We start from the raw sequence: 23,650 nt of genomic DNA on the forward strand, positions 1-23,650 counted from the left end.
ATTTTTATAAGTGATGAATGTTAATTTTGTCTTTAAAAGCAGGTTTGACAAAGGTCATAACTGTCTTATGCACGTGAGTATATACATAGTCAATCGCTTCTTCTTTTGTCCACGGTTTACGTTTGTTAATATAAAGTGTGAGTGCTCCTACCCAGATCATGTGGGTGATTTCTGCTAAGGAAGCAAGATCACGTTGGTCAATAAACCCTTCTTCAGCTGCTGCGAAAATAAAGTTTTCACTCCGTTTGGAGAAGCTTTCTTCTTTCAATAGCCCCTGCAGTTCTGTTGGAACACTAATTAAATCTTCTGGATAAATTTGATAATACCTACTAAGCATTTCATCAGAAGCATCCCCTAAATCATCAAGAAAGATTGTTTGATAGATAAACGGGCGTTCAAAGCTATGCTTTAAGAAACACTTCCAAGTATAAAGCCACTGTTCCAGTGTATTCTCTCCTTGTTCAATGTAGCGTGGTAAATCTTCCGTGTAAGGTTTAATGAATCGTAAGGCAGCGAAAAATTTCATGTGCGATAAATCTTCGAAATAATTATAAGCGGTCGAAGAGGTATAACCGGCTAAGTCAGCTACTTTGCGAATGGTAACGTTCTCCATGCCTTCTTCTTCAATCACTTCTGTTGCTGCATCGATGAAATATTGCCACATGCGTATCCGTTGAATGTCTTTTCTTGACTGGTTCATGGCACCCTCCATTAACATGTTTATTTAATGAACGTGTTCACTAATGTTAAGTTAAGCATAACAAACGTCAAGAAAAAGTCAATGGAAGAGAGGTTTCTAACCCTAGAAAAAGGGTATAGTGATGGTGTAAGACCTTATCAGATAAAAATAACCAATATGTAAAAAGTTTCAATCAAAAGAATTGTAAAGGATACCAGTTATGGTATAATATTATTATTAAATTCATTATATGAGGAGACTTGCCCCATGAAAAGTACGGGTATCGTTCGTAAAACAGATCATTTAGGCCGAATCGTTTTACCGAAAGAATTACGTCGTTCCCTAGAAATCGATACAAAAGATCCGTTAGAAATCTTTGTTGATGGTGAAAAAATTATCTTAAGTAAGTATAAACCTATCAAACAATGTATGGTCACCGGAAAAATTAGTGATGATAACGCAGTGTTATGTGATGGTAAGGTTATCTTAAGTGAAGAAGGCATGAAGATTCTTATGGAAGAACTTGACGATGTTGACAGTGTTAAATAAAAAATGATGATGAAAGAAACAGCTGGTTTAGGTATCATAACCTGAGCCAGCTGTTTCTTTTTTTTCTTTTTCTTTTCTTTTTTATGCAAATGACGTGAATTTGTAAACAATTTGATCGTCTCAGTCTAGTGAAATGAAGGGATGGCTGCCTTCAGAGGTGCGACCCTTTCCTCTGCAAGTGACGGCGTTGCCTATCATCCCTTCCCTCAATCGGCCCCTTTTCTTGGGAAGAGGGCCTTATCAGTTATCGGCTTGAGTTTGATTGCGCGTATTAAAAGCTTTAAGGTCACTGTTGCAGTGTTGAGGAAATAAAGATGTCTTGCAAGTGTGCCGCGAAAATTTTTTTCGCGTCTCTAAATAATTATCCGTACAAGTTCAGTGGTTCACTATAAATAATAAGTTTTGAAACGGATATCTTGATCATAGTTGCCAAAATGCTTACCAAACAAGGAAAGACCACCAACATGCTCAGCATCTTTCTTTACTTCAAAGCGAAGGGTCCAACTATCTGTTGGTGCTCTAAATGTTTCAACCGTTACATCACTAAGCTTATCTCCATCGATATATGTCCCGTGAGTAGTAATGCGTAGCGTTTTGAGTAAACCATACTGGTTTATACCATCAGGCCACCAATCTGGCGTGAATATGCCTCTTACATCAGCGAAGTCTCCAGGGCTTTGCCATGTACCCAGTTCTGTTTCATTTAGCGAAAAGGTAATATCACTCGGCCAATTCGCATTCGCAAAGGGAAATTCAGATGAGATTTCAAAAGAAATATCAAGTTGTTGGATGCGTTGGTCCGTTTCTAAATAGTTGGGCAACTTATACTCGATAAAACCTTCAGTAAACCACAGAATACCTGCATCCATACGTTCGGGCGCTAAAAAGTATTTCGGTTGGTCAACAGGTCCAATAAAATCGCGACTGGAAGCTAAACCACAGGAGGGCTGGACATCAAAGTCAGTGAAATGACCAACAGGAACCGAAGTTTCTTGTGAAGCGTAGGCGGCTTGAACTTTGGTCGGAAAGTCGATAGCGATATGGCCTACCACTAAGGTCGATAATTTTTGAATGCCTGATTTTCCTGGGATTTTTTCAGTCTTGACAATGCCAGCCTCTTCTAACTTGGTGACGTGACGGGTAACAATTGCGCTACTTAAGCCAAGCTTCGCTGCCAGTTGTTTAATGTTTAGTTGTTCTTCGGATAAGTATTGGATAATCTTTAACCGTACAGAACTGGCTAATGCTTCATAGACGGGTAAGGATGATTGATCGATGTTAATTTTCATGGGAAAATTATCCTCCAATGATTTTGATAGAAGTCTGCGTGCGTGTGTTTCACTTGTCACTAACATATTAACATAAAGGTTAACTAAATGCCAAAATATTTTTATATAATATATATATATGTTATTGACACCGCTTACATATACGTATATATTTATAAGTGAGAAACGGATGAGTTAAATGATACGGATAACCTAGTTCTTTAATTAGCGTTACATCCAATGAATTTTAAGAGGTGATCGGGTTGCAACTTAGTGGATTTAAAAAAATAATTATGTATCTTTTGTTACTTGTAGTCATGGTTACACCAGCGCATCATTTGTCTGTGCAGGCAGAAGGCTCAAGCAGTGAGCAATCCTCTGTTGCGGCAAGTGGCGAAGCAACTACCATTGAAGAAGTTGTTTCAGATAGTCAGTTTCCTGTAACTGAACGTTATAGCGAATATTTAACTAGCGCTATGAGCAACGCTTACGATGGTGATGTCGTTCAGTTTAATGATCTGTCCCAATTAAGCGCCGACAGTCTGGCAACTTATGCTGGAGAAACGGTAATCGAAGCCAATCAAGATGAGACGGTGACTTTTCAGATTGAAGCACCACGTGATGCCTATTACTACATAGGCTTTGACTACATGATTGATGGGGATAACGCGTTACCTACCCAACTCGAAATGAAAGTTAATGGCAGCTTTCCTTATTATGAGCTAAGAAATCTCGTGTTTGAAAACCTTTGGGAGAACCCAAGTGAGATACCGTTAGATAAATACGGTAATGAAATCATTCCCCAACCGATAAAGCACGACGACTGGCTCTTTAAATATGTAATTGACGCCAGTTACCGCACCAGTGAACCGTTACTGATTGGTCTCGATCAAGGCGATAATGAGATTGAAATAACGATTTCAGAAGGTAATTTAAGAATTAAAGCAATCGAACTAGCACCTCGACGCGAACTTAACGCGTACCAATCGCATGAGGTAACAGGGGATGCCTTTATTGAAATCGAAGCAGCGCGTCAATTGTATTTAAGAAATGATTCGGCGATTCGCGCCAATGCTTCATATAACGTGAACTTAATGCCGTACAGTAGTGATAAACGGGTACTCAATCATATAGACCCGGATTCCTTTAAAACCCCAGGAGATAAAATTAGTTATCAATTTGACGTAGAAGAAGCAGGTTATTACCATTTAGGCCTAAATTACCAACAAGATGCGAAAGCTGATTTTCCAGTTTTCATGAATGTTGAAATTAATGGTGAGATACCAAATCAATTGTTAGAAAACTATCCATTCCTCTATCAAAATCAGTATACACAGTACACCTTGACAGATGATGCGCTTGAACCGATGGTCATTTATTTAGCGGCTGGCACGCATACGGTTAGTTTTCAACTGACGATTCAACCAATTAAAGCTGCGCTTGAACAAATTGAACGGTTAACAAATGACATTCAAAATTTATCATTGGAATTAACAAACCTTGTCGGACCCGATGTTGATCGTTACCGTGACATTAATGTTGAGGCCTATATTCCAGGCGTGATCGATTTAATTAATGGTTGGGCAGATGAGATGCAAGACATTTATCAAGAAATGAACCAATATGATACAAAAAGTGATGAAGTCGGAGCGTTTAGCTCATTACGTGTCGCCGAAAGCCAGCTTAGAAGTTTAACAGAAGAACCACGAGAGCTGGCCAGACGTAAAGGGGAATTATCAACCGGAACAAACTCAGTCACGGCATACTTAGGGAATTTAATGCAAGAGATGAATGACAATGGCATCGGAATTGATCGGTTTTATTTCTACCAAGAGGATGTTGAGTTGCCTAAAAAGGCAAGTGTTTTTAGTCGGATTGCCGGCAGTGTAACGCGTTTTTTCAATACCTTTGGTGAACAAGATTATGATGTCAGTAATGTAAATGAAGAAAACTTACAAGTATGGGTGAATCGGCCCCGACAATATGTCGAAATTATGCAGCGGTTAATTGATGAAACGTTTACCTCTGAGACCGGTGTGAAGGTTGATTTATCGATGATGCCTGATCAGAATAAATTGATCTTAGCGAACGCGGCTGGAAACGCACCTGATGTCGCTTTAGGTGTCAATTATGCCTTGCCATTTGAGATTGGTATCAGAGATGCCTTACAAGATTTAACGGTCTTTGATGATTATGAGGAGGTAACCCGTGCCTTCTCGGAAGGGATGTTAGTACCCGCAACAATTCAAGACGGTGTTTATGCTCTTCCAGATACAATGAATTTTTGGGTCATGTTTTATCGTAAAGATATTTTAGCAGACATGGGTCTACCGATACCAGAAACCATTGAAGATGTACGTTCATACTTACCGGAATTACAGCGGCGCGGGATGAATTTCTTCTATCCAACGGCAGGTATGCCAGGCATGAAAATTTTTGCTGGAACCATGCCACTGATTTATCAAAATGGCGGCCAACTATACGGTGACACGGTCCACCGGACGATGTTGAATGAAAACGAAGCCATCGAAGGAATGCGCCGTTTAACGGAATTATTTACGATTTACAATATTCCTTATGATGTACCGAGCTTCTATCAACAATTTCGTGATGGTTCAATCCCCATCGGTATTTCAGATTACTACATGTATAACTTAATTTTAAATGCAGCCCCCGAAATTGCGAATGTATGGGATATTGCCTTAGTGCCAGGAATTGAGAACGCCTCAGGAGAGATTGAACGGTGGTCAACCGGTGGTGCTGAAAGCAATATCATGTTTAAAGACACTGACAAAACAAGTGATGCCTGGGCATTTATGAAGTGGTGGGCAGATAAAGATACGCAAGTCGCTTTCGGTAATACGTTACAAACCACCTATGGACCAGAATACATGTGGAATACCGCAAACTTAGAGGCTTATGAAGATCTTCCCTGGGCAAACGACCATAAACAAGTGATTTTAAAGCAAGCCGAATGGATTGCTGAAGTGCCAAGGGTACCAGGTTCATACCTCCTTGAACGTGAGCTGAGTAATGCATATAACGCCATCGTCTTAGATGGTGAGAACTTAAGAACAGCGATTGACTTGGCCAGTAAACGTGTGAATCGTGAAACAGAAAGAAAGCTTGAAGAATTCGGATTTATACATGAGGGTGAACTGATTGAGCCTTATCCAAATCCTGAATTATCAAGCATAGAATAGCGGGGGGTTATCGACATGAAAGGGAATAAAAAAAGTCCATACCTGTTCTTGCTACCCTATATTTCATTGTTTACTTTGTTTATCGTTGTCCCTGTTTTAATGGCGATTTTCCTATCGTTCACAAACTTTAACACGATTGAAGCACCGGAATTTGTAGGGTTCATGAATTATATAAACTTATTAACACAAGATGAAATTTTCATGCAATATGTCTTACCAAATACCATTTTGTTTGCCGTCATTGTCGGTCCGGGGGGGTATATATTATCCTTTGTCCTTGCGTGGGTACTTGCACAACTCACACCCGTACCACGGACCCTGTTTGCTTTGATTTTTTATTCACCTTCAATGACAGCGGGGATTGCAATGGCAGTTGTCTGGCGCGTGATCTTTAGTGGAAACCAGTCAGGTTATGCCAATCACATCTTAATGTCACTAGGCATTATTACTGAACCCGTTATTTGGCTCCAGGATACGCGCTATATCTTAATTATTATGATTGTCGTAGCCCTCTGGAGTTCGATGGGGGTCGGGTTCTTAGCGATGATGTCTGGGGTGTTGAACATTGATCATACCCTGTATGAAGCGGGAGCGATTGATGGCATTAAAAATCGTTTTCAAGAATTGATTTACATTACCATTCCATCAATGAAACCACAAATGCTTTTTGGAGCCGTGATGGCTATCGTTGGTACTTTCAATGCTGGTGCGATCGGCGTACAACTGACAGGCGCAAATCCAACACCATCGTATGCCGGTCAGTTAATAGTAAATCACATCGAAGACTATGGTTTTATTCGCTTTGAGATGGGCTATGCAGCTGCTTTATCAGTGGTACTGCTACTGATAATTTATATGTTTGCCTATGTTGCGAAAAAACTATTTAGTGAAGCATAGAAAGGAAGGATGAAATGGCTTTTAAAAGCAGTGGGATTAACCCAGCCAAGTTTCATGTTAGTCAATTGAAATTTTATATTTTCTTAGTACCATTCGCCATCTTTATGGCTTTGCCGATTATCTTTATTTTTAATCATGCCTTTAAGCCGTTAGATGAACTCTATGCTTTTCCCCCAAGGTTCTTTGTCATTAATCCGACCTTGGAAAATTTCCAGAACCTTGCCCAGCTTGCGGAACAATCGGGAATCCCGCTTTCGCGCTATGTGTTTAACAGTGTGTTTGTCACCGTCATTGTGGTCTTTTTATCGCTTGCCCTGTCAACCCTGGCGGGTTATGCCTTATCGAAAAAGCAGTTTCGCGGTAAAAAACTTTTATTAGAAGTGAATAATACCGCCTTAATGTTTGTTCCAATCGCCGTCATGATTCCGCGCTTTTTAACCGTTTCAGCGCTGGGGATTGAAGATACTTATTTTGCGCATATCTTTCCGCTTGTCGCAATGCCAGTCGGCTTGTTTTTGATTAAGCAGTTTATTGATCAAATTCCTGACTCATTGATTGAAGCAGCCGTGATTGATGGCGCTAATGATTTTAAGATTTACTGGAAAGTGATCTTACCACTCATTAAACCAGCAATTGCTACAGCTGCAATTTTAGCTTTTCAATTGGTCTGGAATGATATGGAAACATCGAATTTATACACAACGAGTGAAAACATGCGAACCCTCGCGTTCTTTATGAACACCTTAGCTGCACAAACAAACGTCGTTGTTGGTCAAGGGATGGCTGCCGTCGCCTCGATGATTATGTTTATACCTAACCTGATACTCTTTGTCATTCTACAAAGTAAGGTTATGAATACAATGGCACATTCAGGACTTAAGTAGGTGAAACGAATGAAAAAACGACACCCATACCTATTGCTATTATTAATTGGCTTACTTTTCTTCACCCAAACGGCAGACGTGGTGGAGGCAAATACCGCCTACAAGACCTTTACTGAAGATGGTTACGGTCGCTATGTTGAAACACAAACCGCCTATACGGTAGCAGAAACAATCGTTAAATTTGGTGATGAATTATTTTCGCAAGCACAAGACATGAAAATTAGTGAGAATGGTTTTATTTACGTTGCTGATACAGGCAACGGTCGTATTCTAGTCGGAACTCCAACGGGTGACTTTATCCGCAGCTTTGGTGAAGATGTCTTAAAAAAACCAACGGGTCTTTTTATTTCACATGATGAGGTGATATATGTTGCCGATGAAGTTGCGGGTAAAATCTTTGCCTTTACTGCGGATGGAGCATTGATCAATACATTCGGTCGTCCTGACAGCATCTTATTTGGTGAAACAGCCAACTTTACGCCGCTTAAAGTAGCGGTTGACCGACGCGATAACATTTACGTGATCTCACGCGGTAACTCAAATGGGATCATCCAAATCAATGCAAATACCGGTCAATTTCTAGGTTATTTCGCACCCAATGCGACAGCGGTCTCACCCCTTACTGTGTTCAGAAGAGCCATCTTCACAGAAGAACAGTTAAGTAAAATGATTGATATTGTCCCAGCAACGTCAACGAACTTAAACATTGATGAAAAAGGCTTGGTTTATAACGTCTCGCAAGGAGAGCGCGTTGAAGCGATTCGTAAATTAAATGTTGCAGGAGGAAATATCTTAGATACACGTGTCTCAGATGATTTTCCAACGTCGATAGAAATCGGCAGTTTAGAAAACATTTTTGTCGCGAGTGAGACAGGATTTATCTACGAATACACGAGTGAAGGGAATTTATTGTTTGTCTTCGGTGGGCAAGATGACGGGCGCCAGCGCGTCGGACTATTTAGACGCTTAGCTGCGATTGCGGTTGATGCAAACGATACTTTGTACGCCCTGGATTCAGATCGTAATCAAATTCAAAGTTTTCAACCCACTGAATTTGCTGAGTTAGTCCATGATGCCTTATTGCTCTATCAGAACGGCGATTATGCTGAAAGTAAAGCGCCTTGGGAAGAAGTGATTCGTCTTAACAGCTTGTTCGACTTTGCTTACCAAGGGTTAGGCGAAGCCTTCTACAAAGATGAACAGTATAATGAAGCGTTAGAAAGCTTCCGTCAAGCCAAGTATCATGAAGGGTATTCCGATGCTTACTGGGAAGTAAGAAACGTATGGATGCGCGAACACATCATGACGTTAATTTTTGCAATCGTTTTACTGGTTGCACTGGTTAAAGTGTTGGGTTACTTCGAGCGAAAATATCGGTTCATGCGTCGGTTCACGACACATTTAACAACGACCTATCGCTTGAAATTTTTACAAGATATTTTCTTTATTCGTAACATGATTAAACACCCGATTGATACCTATTACAGCATCCAATACGAAAACAAAGGCAGCGCCTTAGCGGCGAGTTTTTGGCTGTTTATCCTTTATCTGATTTATATTGTAGATAAATACTTTACCGGTTTTATTTTCCGCTATGTTAGAGACGGTGAGTACCAGCTCGGCATGGATACCGCTCTGTTCTTCGGCATGATTGCCCTTGTTGTGGGGAGTAATTATCTGATTACAACCATTAATGACGGGGAAGGCACGTTTAAACATGTGTATACCGGCTTTATTTATGCCTTTATGCCATATTTCTTGTTTAAACCGTTTATTATTCTGATCAGCAACTTCTTAACTTATAATGAAGCCTACTTACTTAGTTTAGCGAATACAATTGTTTATACCTGGGTCGCGGTCTTAATCTTTATTATGATTAAAGAAATGAATGACTACACGATTAGAGAAACGATTAAAATTATTTTAATTACACTATTTATGATGTTAATTGTTGTCCTATCACTCTTTATTGTATACATTCTAGTGGTTCAAATGCTTCAATTTGTCATCAGTGTCTTTAACGAGGGGGTGTATCGCTTTGAAAATCGATAAAATTAAAAAGATGAAACCGAAAACGATCATTAAATCAATCGTATACGTTGCGTTCCTGGCAGGCCTCGTCTGGTTTGTATTCGTTGAAGGTGAGAGTGAAACCGCTGATATTTCAACACCAGCTGTACCTTCAGTACCCGAAGTTGAAGACGTACCGGTTGAAACGCCTGACGTGCCGGTTGAAGACGCACCACCTGTTGTTGAAATCAGTGATGATGCATTAGGTGAAGCGCTTGAAGAAGCGAACGAACTACCGCTTGTTATCCCTGAAAAGCAAGCAACCCTAAACAATCATCACTTCTTAGTTGAAAATGCGTCCTTTGAACTTTACCTAAAAGAAGAAAATTTATCGTTAATCTTACGCGATAAGACAACGGGGGCACTGATGTATTCAACGGTTGACGCGCCGGTGGGTGGAAATGAATCATGGACTAATTTCATGCAATCAGGCGTTGTGCTGGAATATTTAGTCGGTACCAATATCGTGACTTACCGCGCAGATATGTATAGTGAAAATCCAGATGTGACGGTTACGCCAACGCCTGACGGATTCACGGCAACGATCTACTACCCTGAATTAGAAATTGGTTTTGACTTAGCTGTTACCTTAACCAATGAAGGCATCACTGCTTTTGTAGATAAAGCTTCAATTATTGAAGAAAGCGATCGCTATAAAATGGCCAGTTTGTATGTTTACCCGTTTCTCGGACATAGCCTACTCGGTGAGCGCGATGGCTATATGATGATCCCCGATGGTGCAGGTGCATTAATTAACTTAACCGATAAAGACGGTAAATATTCTCAACCCTATACCGCAAATATCTATGGCGATAATGCCGGTGTTGATGACCCTTTTGTGCTTTCGTTATTTAATTATATGGATCCTTTCAATGATACTGAAAATGTTTTAGCGCCAGTCTTTGGTATGGTACATACCGATACGGCGATTGGTTATTTAGGAATTATTGAAGAAGGTCAGTACAGTGCCCGGGTTGAAGCTTACCCCAATGGTGCCATCTTACCGTACAACTGGATCACAACCAAATACATTTACCGCCAAGTCTATAATCAACCAACCTCACAGGATACAGGAACAATGGTGGTAAGACAGCGTGACCGTAATGATTTTAACATTAAAGTGAATTATCAATTCGTCACGGAAGAAGCGGCGAATTATCTCGGTCTAGCTAAAACATACCGGAACTATTTGCTTGAAGGTGGCTATTTGGAGCAAAAAGACGAAGCCTTTAAATTAAGGGTAGACCTCCTCGGGGCGGAAATTGAACAAGGGTTAATTTTTAAAAAGATTGTGCCTATGACCACTTATCAAGAGGCTTATGATATTTTAGCCGACATGAAACGAAAGGGAATGGAAGACATCCTTAGTGTGTATAAAGGTTGGAATGATAAAGGACTGTATGGAGGGATGCCGATCCGAAAAGTCAATGCAGAGGATGAATTGTCAGATGGGCTAAACCTTACGCGTTTACTAAGTGACCTCGAAGCCATTGACGTTCCGATGTACCTTTACCATGATGGTTTAAGAATTAACTTAGAAGAATTAGGAACAACCAGACAAAAGGTCATGAAGAAATTTAATAAACGGACGCATGATGAAGCGGTCCACGGGAAAGTATATCAAGCCTTTAACTACTTGCATCCGTCAGCAACGGCAACAGTGATGGAGGAGATGTTAACGCGTTATCATGACGCATCGATTGATCGCGTGTTAATTAGTGGGATATCGAATACGTTATTTTCTTATAGCGAAGGCAACCGTGAATTTGACCGAATTTCGACGAAAAATTATTATCAACCGGTAATTGAAGCATACAGTGAGCAACTTAACTTACTGTTGGAACAACCGTTCAGTTACTTATGGAATGAGACAGAAGCAATGATTGATATGCCGGTGCGTTCATCGAACTATGTATTCACCGATGAAGAAATTCCATTCCTTGCCTTAACCTTAAAAGGATCTGTACCTATGTATTCCGAATACGTCAATTTCCAAGCGAATCAGGCGGCGTATTTCTTACAGTTGATTGAACAAGGTGTGTTGCCGTCGTTCTTAATAACTGAGGAAAGCCCAGCGCATTTAATGAATACAAACTCTTCACACATTTATAGTTCGGAATATGCCCGTTATGAAGAAATGATGGGTGACTATTATCATCACATCAAAGCGGTGTATAGTCAGACAGCTGGTGCGATGATTGACGACTACGTTCGTCAAGGACAAGTGACAAAAGTGAGCTATGATAACGGTGTACATGTCTACATTAACTACAGTGAGAGCGAACTAAACATGGACAGTGAAACAATTGCAGCAATGTCTTACAAGGTGGTGAATGATTGATGAAGTTAAAACGTGAAACACTCTATGGTTATTTCTTTATTCTCCCGTGGTTAGTTGGGTTTTTAGGGTTAGTGCTTTATCCGATGATTCAATCATTCTACTACAGTTTGAATAGCATGCGAATTACACCAACAGGGCTCCGGTTTATCTACGTTGGTTTTAACAATTATTTAGATGTTTGGCTCCAAGATATGTTCTTTATTACCGAGCTAGGTGGATTTGCTGTGGATACCTTAATCCGCATTCCCGTTATTGTGGTGTTTGCGCTTGTGATTGCGATGCTACTGAATCAAGATGTTAAATTTAAAGGGTTGTTTCGCACCATCTTTTTTCTCCCGGTTATTGTGGCCAGCGGTCCAGTGATCAATCAGTTAGTTGACCAAGGGGCAACAGCTATTCCAATGTTGAATTTAGATGTCGTGATGAACATTTTAACGATGTTTCTGCCCAATTATTTAGCTGAAGTTGTTGGGGGTTTATTTAACCAAATCATTACAATCTTATGGTATTCAGGGGTGCAAATTCTTTTATTCTTAGCAGCGTTACAAAAAATCGATCCGAATCTTTATGAAGCTGCTAAAATTGATGGGGGATCAAGTTGGGAATGCTTCTGGAAGATTACCTTACCAACGATTAAACCGATTATTTTAATTAACTTGGTCTATACCTTGATCTCACTTGCGAATAGTGGCCAAAATCCAATTATTGATCTCATTTATGCCAATATGTTTAATGCAACAAGAGGGTATGGATTTGCTTCAGCGATGGCCTGGATGTATGCAATACTGATCACCTTCATGTTAGCGGTGATTGTCTTAGTCTTTAGAGAAAGAAAGTCAAAGCGTTTCGGATAGGAAGGAGGGAATCAAATGGCTGATAAAGGCGCAACAACTGTCTTACGTGTCATTCAAAATCAAGACTTAGATGTGAAACAAAAATTACGTTTAATTAGACTGAGAGCGGAACATTTCTTCTTTGGCTTTAATGATCGCAAAGGATTTTTACTGAAATTTGTGATTTATACCTTATTGTTAGGAATTGGTTTTGTGTATCTCTATCCGATGCTGTATATGTTTATTACGAGTATGAAGTCGTTAAGTGATTTGCTCGATATGGCGATTAATTGGATTCCTTCATCCGTATACTTGGATAATTATAATCAAGCCTACCAGGTGATGAACATTCGACCAGCGCTGATTGGAAGCATGCAGATCGCCTTATTCCCAACCGTGTTGCAAGTGATTGTGGCTTCGCTAGTAGGTTATGGGTTTGCTCGGTTTGAATTCCCGCTTAAAAAGTTATGGTTTGCGTTAATGATTTTTAGTTTTATCATTCCACCACAAATTTTAATGATGCCAAAATATCGGTTGTTTAGTGAAATTGGCTTAACAGGTTCATTAAGTGCCTTTACCATTCCAGCAGCGCTTGGGCAAGGCATTAACAGCACCATCTTTATTCTGATTTTTTATCAGTTCTTTAAACAGACACCGACCTCACTTTATGAAGCCGCTGAAGTGGATGGTGCAAGTCAATTTACTAGTTTCTTTAAGATAGCCATTCCCATGGCTGTTCCTGCTTTTATCGTTGCTTTTCTATTTTCATTTGTTTGGTACTGGAATGAAACATATTTAACGTCACTTTTTTTAACCAGTTCATCAACAGACATTACAACGATTCTCTTACAGTTACAGTCGTTTGAACAAAATTACGAAGCCCTTTATCCATCAACTGAGGCTGGGCCGAATCGAATCAATGAAGGCATTAAAATGGCAGGGACGATGCTAAGCATCTTGCCGCTACTCATTACGTATTTCTTTTTACAACGATACTTTGTTGAGAGTGTCGACAATACCGGTATTACGGGTGAATAATCACCTTGTGGTATAAATGCATGTTATTAAAGGAAATGGGGGAAAGAAAATGAACAAAAAAGCTTGGTTAATGATCTTGTCAGTCGTGTTAGCAATGGTATTCGTCGTTACAGGGTGTAGCAGTGACGATGACGCAAGTGGAGCGAATGCAAGTAACGATACAACAGGTGAAGAAACGACGGATGAAGGTACTGAGGCATCCCTTGCATTACCACCAATGACGGATGAAGAAATTACTTTAACGTACGCATCTTGGCAGAACATGGATCTTCAACGTGCGCTTGCTGATGCCTTTATGGAGAAATATCCAAACGTGACCGTTGAACTTTATGAGTTAGAGCAAGAAGGTTGGAATGATCACCTTACTAACTTAGCATCGACAGGTGATTTACCGGATGTTTTCTGGTACTTAGGGAATGTCGATGTACCGATTCGGAACATGTGGCTCGGCGACTTTACGGAGTTCTTTGAAAACGATCCAGAATCAGATAATATTTTAGACACCTTAAAAGAACAAGGGTATTTTGATGGTGAACGTAAGATGGCTGCTCCAGCAGGTTACTTGCCATATACAATCTTTTTAGATGAGAACTTATTTGAAGCGCAAAACGTGGAAATGCCTTCACCTGACTGGACCTGGTCAGAAATGCTTGGCTTGATTGAAACAATGACTGTGCCAGAAGAAGGTATTTATGGTTTTAATACATTTACGAAGCTCTTGACGATGGGACCCATCGTGAATGGTGATGCTTATGGTGAGTTTGGTTGGGATGGTGAAACATATGACTTAACGGGTGAGTGGGATGATGCGTTATCAACCCATGCAGAGCTTGTTCGTAATGGGAACCATGCGCCACTTTTTGACACGGATGAAGCAGAAGCTGCATTTGGTGACCGCCTATTATGGGCTGCGTCAACGGGACGTGTCGCGATGCAATTTGATGCATGGTGGTCAGTGGACTTATTTAAGACCGATGAGTTTGTTGATAAAGGAATTAAATGGGTGCCATACGTCGTGCCACAAGGTGATGATGCAACCACGCAAAATAAACCAGCATTTATCGATTTTGGTTCGCTTTCAGCAGCGACTGAACACCCGCGTGAAGCGTATGAGTTACTTAAATTCTTTGGTTGGGGACGTGACGGCTGGGAAGCGAAACTTGATGCCTTCCAAACGCTTACGCGTGAAGACGGTGAGCTTGTCTTTAATCACCCAGACGGATTACCAATCATTAAAGATCAAGACATTTGGGATGAATTACGTACCTTACTGCCAGAAGAACACTACTATGATGATTTCCTAGCACGTTCAAAACACCCGATTCCATTAGGGGGAGCGTCAGCGCCAGGTTTCCAAACGTTCTTAGATGAAGTATACTTTGGCGGTGAATATGGTGATATTGAAGCAGCGGCAGCTGCAGGTGATGTGAATCCATATGACATTTCCGCAGATTTAACCGAAAAAATTAACGCATATCATCAAGCTGCTTTAGATGAATTATTTTATTAAAGTTTAAGCGAGTGTTAGAAAGATAGCGGATAAAAAAACACGACCAGTGAGGATGCAGTAACGCATCTTCTCGGTCGTGTTTTTTGTTTGATTTGTTACACAAGCTTTTCGAACTTCATTGTTTTATTTAACATCTGCATTACCGGGATACCAATGGCCATGACGCCAAATTCACCGAGTGCTGTTGTTAAGTAAGTCAAGAAGAAAGGGAGCTCGAGTGCTAAAGTTAACTCAAGTGCAATGATAGCCATCGTCACAGTGAAAATCAGCGTGTTGATGATCATTAACTTGGTCGTGTTTTTCACGGTACGTTTAATCAAGATTAATAGTCCGAGTGAGATCACAGAGTGACCGACACCAAAGATTAAATCATACATACCGAGTGGGGAAAAGAGATTGGTAATAAAAACACCAAGCACAACCCCGAAGAAATAGCGGTTATTAAAGACCACTAAATGGTTAAACATCTCAGGTACACGAAATTGCACGCTTAAGAATGTTAGCGGCTCGAGAACTAATGAAATGGCAATGTATAATGCTGCAATGAGTGCATTAGCCACGAGCGATTTTGTTTTTGACATAGATATGCTCCTCTACTAGTTTTTTTGCGTGGGATGGTTACGAACCACGGTAGCGATTAGAAATCGACAACTTCTTCATTATAAAGAGATTTATAAAAAAATCAAGTAAAAAAAGGCATGGTTAGCGATAAACGCAAACCATGCCTATTCTCATGAAAAATTAGTTGTTTAATAGTTGAATAATGGACTAACGGGTTCTTCTAAGTGCACACGCGTGATCGCTTCACTGAATAAATCAGCTGTAGAGAGCACGGTTAACTTATCGATTTGTTTATGGGTCGGAATTTCAATCGTATCAGTAACGACCATTTCCTTTAATGGTGAATCTTTTAAGTAGGTCGTGGCAATTCCAGAAAGAACCGCATGGGTACAAGCGGCGTAGACTTCTTTAGCGCCTGATTTCATTAAGGCGTGTGCACCGGTGGATACACGTCTACCGGTATCAACAATGTCATCAAGTAATATACACGTCTTACCTGCGATTTCTCCAACAACAGATAACTGTGAATCGGTTGTCGCATCCCGTGGTCCACGACGATCTAAAATGGCAATCGGAGCATTAATGCTGTCAGCAAAGTTACGCGCCCGTTTGACACTGCCATGATCAGGTGCAACAACAACCACATCTTCGAGTTTTTTAGCTAAGAAATATTCGGCCATAATAGCCATGCCATTTAAATGGTCAACAGGAATATCGAAGAATCCTTGGACCTGGGTCGCATGTAAGTCCATGGCCATCACGCGATTTGCGCCAGCTTTTTCAATAATATCAGCGATAAGTTTTGCGGTAATTGGTTCTCGCGCTTTTGTTTTACGATCTTGACGTGCATAGCCGAAGTAGGGCATCACGACATTAATTGTTTTTGCTGATGCGCGTTTGAAAGCATCAAGTAAAATAAGGATTTCCATCAAGTGCTGATCAGATGGATCATTGGTCGATTGAATAATATAAGTATCATAGCCACGTACGGTCTCTTCTACATTTACTTGGATTTCTCCATCGCTAAATGTTTGAATAGAACATTGACCTAACTCTAATCCTAAGTTTTTTGCAATTAATTCAGCTAATGGTTTATTTGAACTTAAGCTAAATACCTTTACTTCATCTTTAATATTTTTGTTTGACACCACATTCGCCCCTTTTAAATGATTACAATGCATTAGTTTTATTGTAAAACAAATGACGTGGAATTACTAGTTGGTTATTGATTCTTTTCAAAAGAGTTGGAGACACTTCAGATAAGAAGGACAGACGTTTTACGAACCAATACGATTGAACGACCCACCACTTATCACGCTTACGAGCTGTTTGAAGTGCGGGGGTTCTCGCCTCTATTTAGATAAATTAACCCCCTTTTAAAGCAGTGGCCACTTTAATACACGCTGCATACTAAAATATGTTACACTGAAGACAACAACTTAATAAAGTTATTTAATAAACAAGAAAGATAATTAAGGTGGTGAAGACATGCAAGAGAAAATTCGCTATACATTTGATCAACACGCATTGTTGCCGCTCTATCTCGATAGCATTGGTTATAATCCACAAGAATTAGATTTTGAACGCCCTGAGGGCTACCCTTACTATCACTGGCTGCAAACCATTGAAGGTGAAGGTGTGATTGAACTGAAAGATCAACACGTTGTTTTAAAGGAAGGGCAAGGGTTACTATTGACGCCTTATACAGCCCATAACTATCACCCCAATTATACCGTCACAGACAATTGGTCGACGGTTTATGTTACGTTTGGCGGGCATTCCATCGATGAAATTCTTGATACGCTTAATTTAAATTTCTCGAGTCTTTATCTGGAAAACACGTCAGGCGTCTTTTACCAGTTTATGAAAACGGTCTTTTCCGTTCTCCGCGCACAGGATCAAAGCGATCCTCACTTGCATTTTGATGCGTCAGGTTATTTGTATCAATTTCTAATGCACTTAAAAAAACATGGAACGGTAGGGGAACAACTATCGAATGAACAATCCTATAGTAAAGTTCGTCCGATTGTCGAGTATTTGGAACAACACTTTGGCGATAACATTGGATTAAATGAAATGTCAGATGCAGCCGGGATTAGTGCCCAGCATTTAAATAAATTGTTTCATGATACCTTTGGTATGAGTCCTTACGCTTTTTTAGTACAAATGCGGATGCGTGAAGCGAAACGATTAATGTTAACAGATATGCGATTGACATTAAAAGATATCGCTGATCAGGTTGGCTTTAATGCTGTTAGTCACTTCGTAACGACATTTAAATCACGTGAAGGCATGACACCGAAACAGTACCGCAACCTGCATAAAAAAGATTAACCTAACGACACTAAAAAAGAAGAAAAGTTTAAGAAAATGAAGCTGAATCCGAATATTTTCCCTCTTTAATCAAATGAATTTCGGCACTATACTTAGGATGAGTATCAAACATTATCTATCGGTTTTGTTAAATAATATGAATGTGAGGATGACTATGATGTTTAAACCATTAACTGAAAAATTACCTAAACTGTTACACGGGGCTGACTACAACCCGGAACAATGGCTCGATTATCCAGAAATTTTTGAACAGGATTTAACACTTATGCAAGAAGCACATGTCAATGTGATGTCGGTCGGTATCTTTTCTTGGGCAAAGCTTGAACCAGAAGAAGGGGTATTTGATTTTGCCTGGATGGATACGGTTATCGATCGCCTATACGAAAACGGTGTATCGGTTTTTCTTGCGACACCAACCGGGGCCAGACCAACCTGGATGTCTGAAAAGTACCCAGAAGTGCTTCGGGTATCAGAAACACGGGTACGTAACTTACATGGCATGCGCCATAATCACTGTTATACTTCGCCAATTTACCGTGAGAAAACCACCATTATCAATCAGAAATTAGCTGAGCGATACAGCGATCACCCCGGTGTGATTGGCTGGCATATTTCGAATGAATATGGCGGGGAATGCCACTGTGATCTTTGTCAAGCTGCTTTTCGTGACTGGTTAAAAGAAAAATATCAAACGCTCGATGCCTTAAATCAAGCGTGGTGGACCACATTCTGGAGCCATACGTACACCGCCTGGTCACAACTTGAGTCACCAGCGCCGCACGGGGAACAGTTTGTTCACGGTCAAACACTTGATTGGAAGCGATTTGTCACCGATCAAACACTCGATTTCTTCCGTCATGAAGTAAAACCGCTTAAAGCAAAAAATCAAGCGTTACCAGTGACTGCAAACTTTATGGAACTGTTTGAGGGTCTAAACTATGATAAGTTTAAAGACGATCTAGATATTGTCTCATGGGATTCTTATCCAACGTGGCACAACGCAACCGATGACCAAGAAGTGGCAGCCTATACGGCAATGAATCATGATTGGTTCCGTGCCTTAAAAGATGGCCAACCGTTTCTTTTGATGGAATCAACGCCAAGTTTAACTAACTGGCAACCGCTCAGTAAGTTGAAGAAGCCAGGCATGCACCGTTTATCTTCTCTACAAGCTGTCGCGCATGGCTCTGATTCCGTTCAATACTTCCAGTGGCGTAAAAGCCGTGGCTCGAGTGAGAAGTTTCATGGTGCGGTCGTTGACCATGTCGGTCACAGTCAAACCCGTGTGTTTAAGGAAGTAAGCGATGTGGGTCAAACACTCGAACAATTAACTGAGCTGGCCGGTAGTTCGGTTAAACCAGAAGTTGCGATTATTTTTGATACCGAAAACCGCTGGGCGATTAATGATGCAGAAGGTCCACGGAATGCAGGTGTCTATTATGAACGGACGGTTCTCGAACATTACCGCGCGTTCTGGGAACAAGGCGTACCGGTTGATATCATTAGTGAAGACCGGGAGTTATCGCCATACACACTCGTTGTTGCGCCGATGCTATATATGGTACGTGAGGGTATTGGAGAAAAAATCGAAGCTTTTGTTGAACAGGGTGGCACACTCGTCTCGACCTATTGGTCGGGGATCGTCAACGAGACCGATCTTACTTACCTCGGTGGTTTCCCAGGTCCACTTCGGAAGACATTAGGGATATGGTCTGAAGAAATTGATGCTTTAGCAGATAACGAATATAATCAAGCAACAGCAAAGCCAGGAAACCCGTTACAATTAAATGGACGCTTTAAAATAAAAGAGTTAGCTGATCTTGCGCACACAGAAACAGCGGAAACATTAATGACCTATGACGAAGATTTCTATCAAGGCTATCCTGCCTTAACTAAGAATACGTTAGGGTCAGGAAGTGCCTATTATCAAGCGGCTCGGTTTGATTTAGATTTCCAAAGGGTCTTTTACAAGCAGTTAGCAAAAACGCTTGGGCTCACTCATGTGTGGGACACAGCTTTACCAAGCGGGGTGACGGTCCAAAAACGTGAAAATGATACGGTGCGTCATCTTTTCATCATGAACTTCAATAACAGCGATCAAACACTTGCAACGGCTAAAACCGGACTACGTGATGCGCTAAGCCATGCGCTTGTTGCAACTCGCATTGTTGTGCCAGCCTATGGCGTTCGGATATTAATTGAGCAAAAGTAGTCTGACTGCAACAAGCGTAACGAGGAAATAACGACCTGAACGAATATTACGTCTGATTACTTATTAAAGCATAAGTAGTCAGGCGTTTTTTCTTAGCGTAACGGTAAAAGTAAACGCATACGAAAAGTTATTTCAAGTCCTGATGAAATTTGGTATAATGAAGTCAGAATTAACAAAAAAATAATGCGGAGGCGATTGAGATGAGCTGGCAGGTTACATACGAAAAGTGGGCAAGTTTTCCTGATTTGGACCCAGAGTTGAAACAACAATTAGCAGATATTGAAGCAGATGAGAAGAAACTAGAAGATAGTTTTTATAAAGAGCTAGAATTTGGGACAGGCGGCATGCGCGGGGAGCTTGGTCCTGGAACCAACCGTTTAAATATCTATACGATCCGTAAAGCTGCAGAAGGACTGGCGCACTACATTGAAAAACAAGGAGATAAAGCGAAAGAAATGGGTGTTGCGATTGCTTATGACGTTCGTTTTAAATCACCAGAATTTTCGATGGAAGCAGCCAAAGTTCTTGCAACACATGGCATTAAGACCTATGTCTTTGAATCATTGCGGTCTACACCTGAATTGTCTTTTGCAGTTCGGCATTTAGGCTGTTTCAGTGGCATCATGGTGACTGCAAGTCACAATCCACCAGAATATAATGGATTTAAAGTTTATAACGAAGAAGGTGGACAAGTCTTAGCGGAAGAAGCAGAAGCGATTATTGCTGAAGTTAATCAAGTGGAAAATGAATTGATTGTCGATGCCCGTGAAAAAGCAGATTTAGAAGCCGAAGGACGGATTGAAATCATTGGTCAAGAAGTAGACGATGCCTATCAATCGGCATTAAAATCAATCATTCAGCAACAAGATTTAATTGACCGTGTCGGTGCAGACTTGAAAATCATTTTTACACCGTTACACGGAACAGCAAATCATCCGGTTCGTCAGGCACTAAGTGCGATGGGTTTTAGTGATGTAGAGATTGTCAAAGAACAAGAAGAACCAGATCCAACCTTCAAGACGGTAAAATCACCAAATCCTGAAGAACATGACGCATTTGCGTTAGCGATCAAGCAAGGGCAAGCGGTTGAAGCGGATATTTTAGTCGGTACAGATCCAGATGGGGACCGGGTTGGTGTTGCAACGAAGAATGAAGCAGGCGACTACGTCGTCCTAACCGGTAATCAAGTGGGCGCGTTGATGCTCGATTATTTGATTGAATCGAAGAAAAAGAAAGGGACCTTTAGTAAAGACTTAACCGTTTTAAAAACGATTGTGACAAGTGAAATTGGACGAGATATCGCTACTTATCACGGACTAGACACAATTGATACGCTAACCGGTTTTAAATTTATCGGAGAACAAATTAAAAACTTTGAATCCATCGATGATAAAACATTCTTGTTTGGTTATGAAGAAAGTTATGGTTATCTTGTTGGTGACTTTGTACGTGACAAAGACGCTATCCAGGCTGTTATGTTAGCGGCAGAAGTGGCTGCGTATTATAAAGACCAAGGCAAGACCTTGTATCAAGGGTTACAAGCTCTCTTTGAGAAATATGGCTATTATTATGAATCATTACAGTCGTTGACGTTAAAAGGTAAAGACGGCGCCGAACAAATTGTCGCCTTAATCAAAGATTTCCGTGAAAACCCGCCAACATCAGTGGCTGGTCAGAAAGTTATTGCTGTGGAAGACTATCATGCAAGTGTCAGAACAGCACTTGAGTCACAAGCAACTCAACCGATTGCCTTGCCGCAATCGAATGTCCTTAAATACTTCCTTGAGGACGGTTCGTGGTTCTGTGTGCGTCCATCAGGAACAGAGCCAAAGGTGAAATTTTACTTTGGTGTAACGGGTGACGCTGAAATTGAAACAAAATCAAAGCTAAATGAAATCGAAGCAGGTGTGATGAAACGGGTTGAGGCGTTTATCGCAGAATAAATAAGACCATTAACTAAACACACGATTGGCTCAAGCTTACAGATTGAGCCAACCGTGTGTTTAAGTCTAAAGGCAAGCAATGGCTGTAAAAACGTGTTGACCGGTTGGTTGGAGCAATGTCTTCTAAAGCAAAAACTGGGGCAAAACAATCATGCAGTCGTAAAATGATGATCGCGTCAATAGGGGTTAGAAAAAAGTAACCAGAGGATCAATCGAAAAAGGCTAGTGCAGGACGCACTAGCCTTTTAGCGTACTTAAATCAATCACATCAATCGCTAACGGGTCTGGCTCAGCTTTACCGAATAAATAGCCTTGGAATAGTTCAAAGCCACGAGCCTTCAGCCACTCAAAATCTTCAAAAGATTCGACCCCTTCAGCGAGAGTGGTCGCTTTAAATTGTTTTGCGATTTTAAGCACCTCATCAGCAATGCGTTGTTTTTCGAAATCGGTCGCCACCCCGTCAACGTAATCCCGGTCTAACTTAATGTACGGCGGTTCTAATGTGGCTAAAAAGTCAAGTGTATTATAACCAGCGCCGACATCATCAAGAGCAAATTCAAAACCATGGGAGAGATAATAATTTAATATTGACTTTAAATGGTCGGTGTCTTTTACTTTTTCTGTTTCGACAACTTCAAACACGAATCGTGAACTATCGATATCTAACATTTTAGCGACTTTTGTCGTTGTTTTTAGGCAAAATTCCGGAGAATATATAGCGGTAGGAATAAAATTAATAAAAGCTTTTTGATGGGTTTTAAGTCGTTTAACTTGTTTTACTGCATGAATGCGGCAGATCCGGTCGAGGGCGAAGGTACGTCCGCGCCTACTCGCTGCAGGGAACATCACATCTGGGTAAATCATTGTTCCTGATTGATCAACAAAACGCGCAAGCATTTCATAAGCAAAAATGGTACCGTCTTGTTTAATGATCGGTTGAAAGTGCATCTTGAGAAACCGTTCACTAATCAACCCGTCAATCCATGCTGCATCACGGTAATCATTAAATTGATGAATATCTAACCAGTCGAACTTATTGATTCTAAAGGTGACGTTCTCAGTGAGTGCCATCTCAGTTAAAAAATCGTTCAAGTCACGTGCGCCTTTTTCGTTTGTTGTGATTTCGTTATCTGTAACCGTAAAGACCTGTTCCGTATGGTGGAAATGTGCTTCAATTACATCGATAATAGCAGGTGGTAAGCGGAAAGTAATTTGTTGACCGGCGATGGTGCAATTTGGACAAGACATAAACAAACCTCCATAAATCATAGCATGAATAGTCCTATTTTATCATATTTTCAAAACATGTTATAGCAAAATGTAAAGAA

Annotated in this window: 17 protein-coding genes and 1 riboswitch; of the genes, 12 read left to right on the top strand and 5 right to left on the bottom strand. The window is 40.6% G+C overall.

Annotated features, from left to right (window positions below; genetic code table 11):
• Positions 1-4: 4 nt before the first annotated feature.
• A complete protein-coding gene (locus DES38_RS00230) occupies positions 5-700 on the bottom strand; it encodes a TetR/AcrR family transcriptional regulator (RefSeq protein WP_110250068.1) in 696 nt (231 codons plus the stop codon).
• 246 nt (positions 701-946) lie between these two features.
• On the opposite strand from DES38_RS00230, the gene DES38_RS00235 reads away from it, so the two are divergent.
• Positions 947-1,228 (top strand): AbrB/MazE/SpoVT family DNA-binding domain-containing protein, encoded by a 282-nt coding sequence (locus DES38_RS00235; RefSeq protein ID WP_110250069.1) that lies wholly within the window; start codon positions 947-949, stop codon positions 1,226-1,228.
• Positions 1,229-1,614: 386 nt separating this feature from the next.
• Here the strand turns inward: DES38_RS00235 and DES38_RS00240 are convergent, their stop codons facing one another.
• Entirely contained in the window at positions 1,615-2,517 is a 903-nt protein-coding gene (locus DES38_RS00240; protein WP_110250070.1) for an ArsR/SmtB family transcription factor, read from the bottom strand.
• Between the two features lie 242 nt (positions 2,518-2,759).
• Between DES38_RS00240 and DES38_RS00245 the strand changes: the two genes are divergently transcribed.
• The 8 genes from DES38_RS00245 to DES38_RS00285 are packed head-to-tail and all read left to right on the top strand — an operon-like array spanning position 2,760 to position 15,272.
• On the top strand, positions 2,760-5,699 hold the full coding sequence (locus tag DES38_RS00245; protein ID WP_110250071.1) for an extracellular solute-binding protein: 2,940 nt from the start codon (positions 2,760-2,762) through the stop codon (positions 5,697-5,699).
• A gap of 15 nt (positions 5,700-5,714) precedes the next feature.
• Positions 5,715-6,596: a carbohydrate ABC transporter permease gene (locus DES38_RS00250; protein ID WP_110250072.1), complete on the top strand. Its 882-nt coding sequence runs from the start codon at positions 5,715-5,717 to the stop codon at positions 6,594-6,596.
• A gap of 14 nt (positions 6,597-6,610) precedes the next feature.
• Positions 6,611-7,480, top strand: a complete 870-nt coding sequence (locus DES38_RS00255) for a carbohydrate ABC transporter permease (protein WP_110250073.1) — start codon at positions 6,611-6,613, stop codon at positions 7,478-7,480.
• Between the two features lie 9 nt (positions 7,481-7,489).
• Positions 7,490-9,532, top strand: coding sequence for a YIP1 family protein (locus DES38_RS00260; RefSeq protein WP_110250074.1), 2,043 nt, complete (start codon positions 7,490-7,492; stop codon positions 9,530-9,532).
• On the top strand, positions 9,519-11,891 hold the full coding sequence (locus tag DES38_RS00270) for a DUF5696 domain-containing protein (RefSeq protein WP_170114263.1): 2,373 nt from the start codon (positions 9,519-9,521) through the stop codon (positions 11,889-11,891). The genes DES38_RS00260 and DES38_RS00270 overlap by 14 nt, the downstream gene beginning before the upstream one ends.
• A complete protein-coding gene (locus DES38_RS00275) occupies positions 11,891-12,745 on the top strand; it encodes a carbohydrate ABC transporter permease (protein WP_110250077.1) in 855 nt (284 codons plus the stop codon). The genes DES38_RS00270 and DES38_RS00275 overlap by 1 nt, the downstream gene beginning before the upstream one ends.
• A 15-nt stretch (positions 12,746-12,760) precedes the next feature.
• Positions 12,761-13,762: a carbohydrate ABC transporter permease gene (locus tag DES38_RS00280; protein ID WP_110250078.1), complete on the top strand. Its 1,002-nt coding sequence runs from the start codon at positions 12,761-12,763 to the stop codon at positions 13,760-13,762.
• 49 nt (positions 13,763-13,811) lie between these two features.
• Positions 13,812-15,272: an ABC transporter substrate-binding protein gene (locus DES38_RS00285; RefSeq protein WP_170114266.1), complete on the top strand. Its 1,461-nt coding sequence runs from the start codon at positions 13,812-13,814 to the stop codon at positions 15,270-15,272.
• Between the two features lie 95 nt (positions 15,273-15,367).
• Here DES38_RS00285 and DES38_RS00290 read toward each other — a convergent pair whose 3' ends face one another.
• Complete coding sequence (locus tag DES38_RS00290) at positions 15,368-15,853, bottom strand: QueT transporter family protein (RefSeq protein WP_110250080.1); 486 nt, start codon at positions 15,851-15,853, stop codon at positions 15,368-15,370.
• A gap of 10 nt (positions 15,854-15,863) precedes the next feature.
• Positions 15,864-15,907: riboswitch (PreQ1 riboswitch) on the bottom strand.
• A gap of 114 nt (positions 15,908-16,021) precedes the next feature.
• Entirely contained in the window at positions 16,022-16,981 is a 960-nt protein-coding gene (locus DES38_RS00295) for a ribose-phosphate diphosphokinase (protein WP_245881929.1), read from the bottom strand.
• Between the two features lie 340 nt (positions 16,982-17,321).
• Here DES38_RS00295 and DES38_RS00300 point away from each other — a divergent pair, with 340 nt between their 5' ends.
• From DES38_RS00300 to DES38_RS00310, 3 genes are all read left to right on the top strand, one after another.
• On the top strand, positions 17,322-18,167 hold the full coding sequence (locus DES38_RS00300) for an AraC family transcriptional regulator (protein WP_110250082.1): 846 nt from the start codon (positions 17,322-17,324) through the stop codon (positions 18,165-18,167).
• Positions 18,168-18,315: 148 nt separating this feature from the next.
• Positions 18,316-20,379, top strand: coding sequence for a beta-galactosidase (locus DES38_RS00305; RefSeq protein ID WP_110250083.1), 2,064 nt, complete (start codon positions 18,316-18,318; stop codon positions 20,377-20,379).
• 200 nt (positions 20,380-20,579) lie between these two features.
• Positions 20,580-22,322: a phospho-sugar mutase gene (locus tag DES38_RS00310; protein WP_110250084.1), complete on the top strand. Its 1,743-nt coding sequence runs from the start codon at positions 20,580-20,582 to the stop codon at positions 22,320-22,322.
• A gap of 237 nt (positions 22,323-22,559) precedes the next feature.
• On the opposite strand, the gene DES38_RS00315 is transcribed toward DES38_RS00310, so the two are convergent.
• A complete protein-coding gene (locus DES38_RS00315) occupies positions 22,560-23,570 on the bottom strand; it encodes an EAL domain-containing protein (protein WP_110250085.1) in 1,011 nt (336 codons plus the stop codon).
• Positions 23,571-23,650 lie beyond the last annotated feature (80 nt).

Source organism: Streptohalobacillus salinus (genome assembly GCF_003201605.1).
Classification (GTDB): Bacteria; Bacillota; Bacilli; order Bacillales; family Amphibacillaceae; genus Streptohalobacillus; species Streptohalobacillus salinus.

Coding starts and splice junctions, on each gene's coding strand:
- DES38_RS00285 (WP_170114266.1), top strand. CDS start 13,812: ATGAACAAAAAAGCTTGGTTAATGATCTTGTCAGTCGTGTTAGCAATG.
- DES38_RS00250 (WP_110250072.1), top strand. CDS start 5,715: ATGAAAGGGAATAAAAAAAGTCCATACCTGTTCTTGCTACCCTATATT.
- DES38_RS00310 (WP_110250084.1), top strand. CDS start 20,580: ATGAGCTGGCAGGTTACATACGAAAAGTGGGCAAGTTTTCCTGATTTG.
- DES38_RS00255 (WP_110250073.1), top strand. CDS start 6,611: ATGGCTTTTAAAAGCAGTGGGATTAACCCAGCCAAGTTTCATGTTAGT.
- DES38_RS00315 (WP_110250085.1), bottom strand. CDS start 23,570: ATGTCTTGTCCAAATTGCACCATCGCCGGTCAACAAATTACTTTCCGC.
- DES38_RS00280 (WP_110250078.1), top strand. CDS start 12,761: ATGGCTGATAAAGGCGCAACAACTGTCTTACGTGTCATTCAAAATCAA.
- DES38_RS00260 (WP_110250074.1), top strand. CDS start 7,490: ATGAAAAAACGACACCCATACCTATTGCTATTATTAATTGGCTTACTT.
- DES38_RS00275 (WP_110250077.1), top strand. CDS start 11,891: ATGAAGTTAAAACGTGAAACACTCTATGGTTATTTCTTTATTCTCCCG.
- DES38_RS00235 (WP_110250069.1), top strand. CDS start 947: ATGAAAAGTACGGGTATCGTTCGTAAAACAGATCATTTAGGCCGAATC.
- DES38_RS00290 (WP_110250080.1), bottom strand. CDS start 15,853: ATGTCAAAAACAAAATCGCTCGTGGCTAATGCACTCATTGCAGCATTA.
- DES38_RS00230 (WP_110250068.1), bottom strand. CDS start 700: ATGAACCAGTCAAGAAAAGACATTCAACGGATACGCATGTGGCAATAT.
- DES38_RS00240 (WP_110250070.1), bottom strand. CDS start 2,517: ATGAAAATTAACATCGATCAATCATCCTTACCCGTCTATGAAGCATTA.
- DES38_RS00300 (WP_110250082.1), top strand. CDS start 17,322: ATGCAAGAGAAAATTCGCTATACATTTGATCAACACGCATTGTTGCCG.
- DES38_RS00305 (WP_110250083.1), top strand. CDS start 18,316: ATGACTATGATGTTTAAACCATTAACTGAAAAATTACCTAAACTGTTA.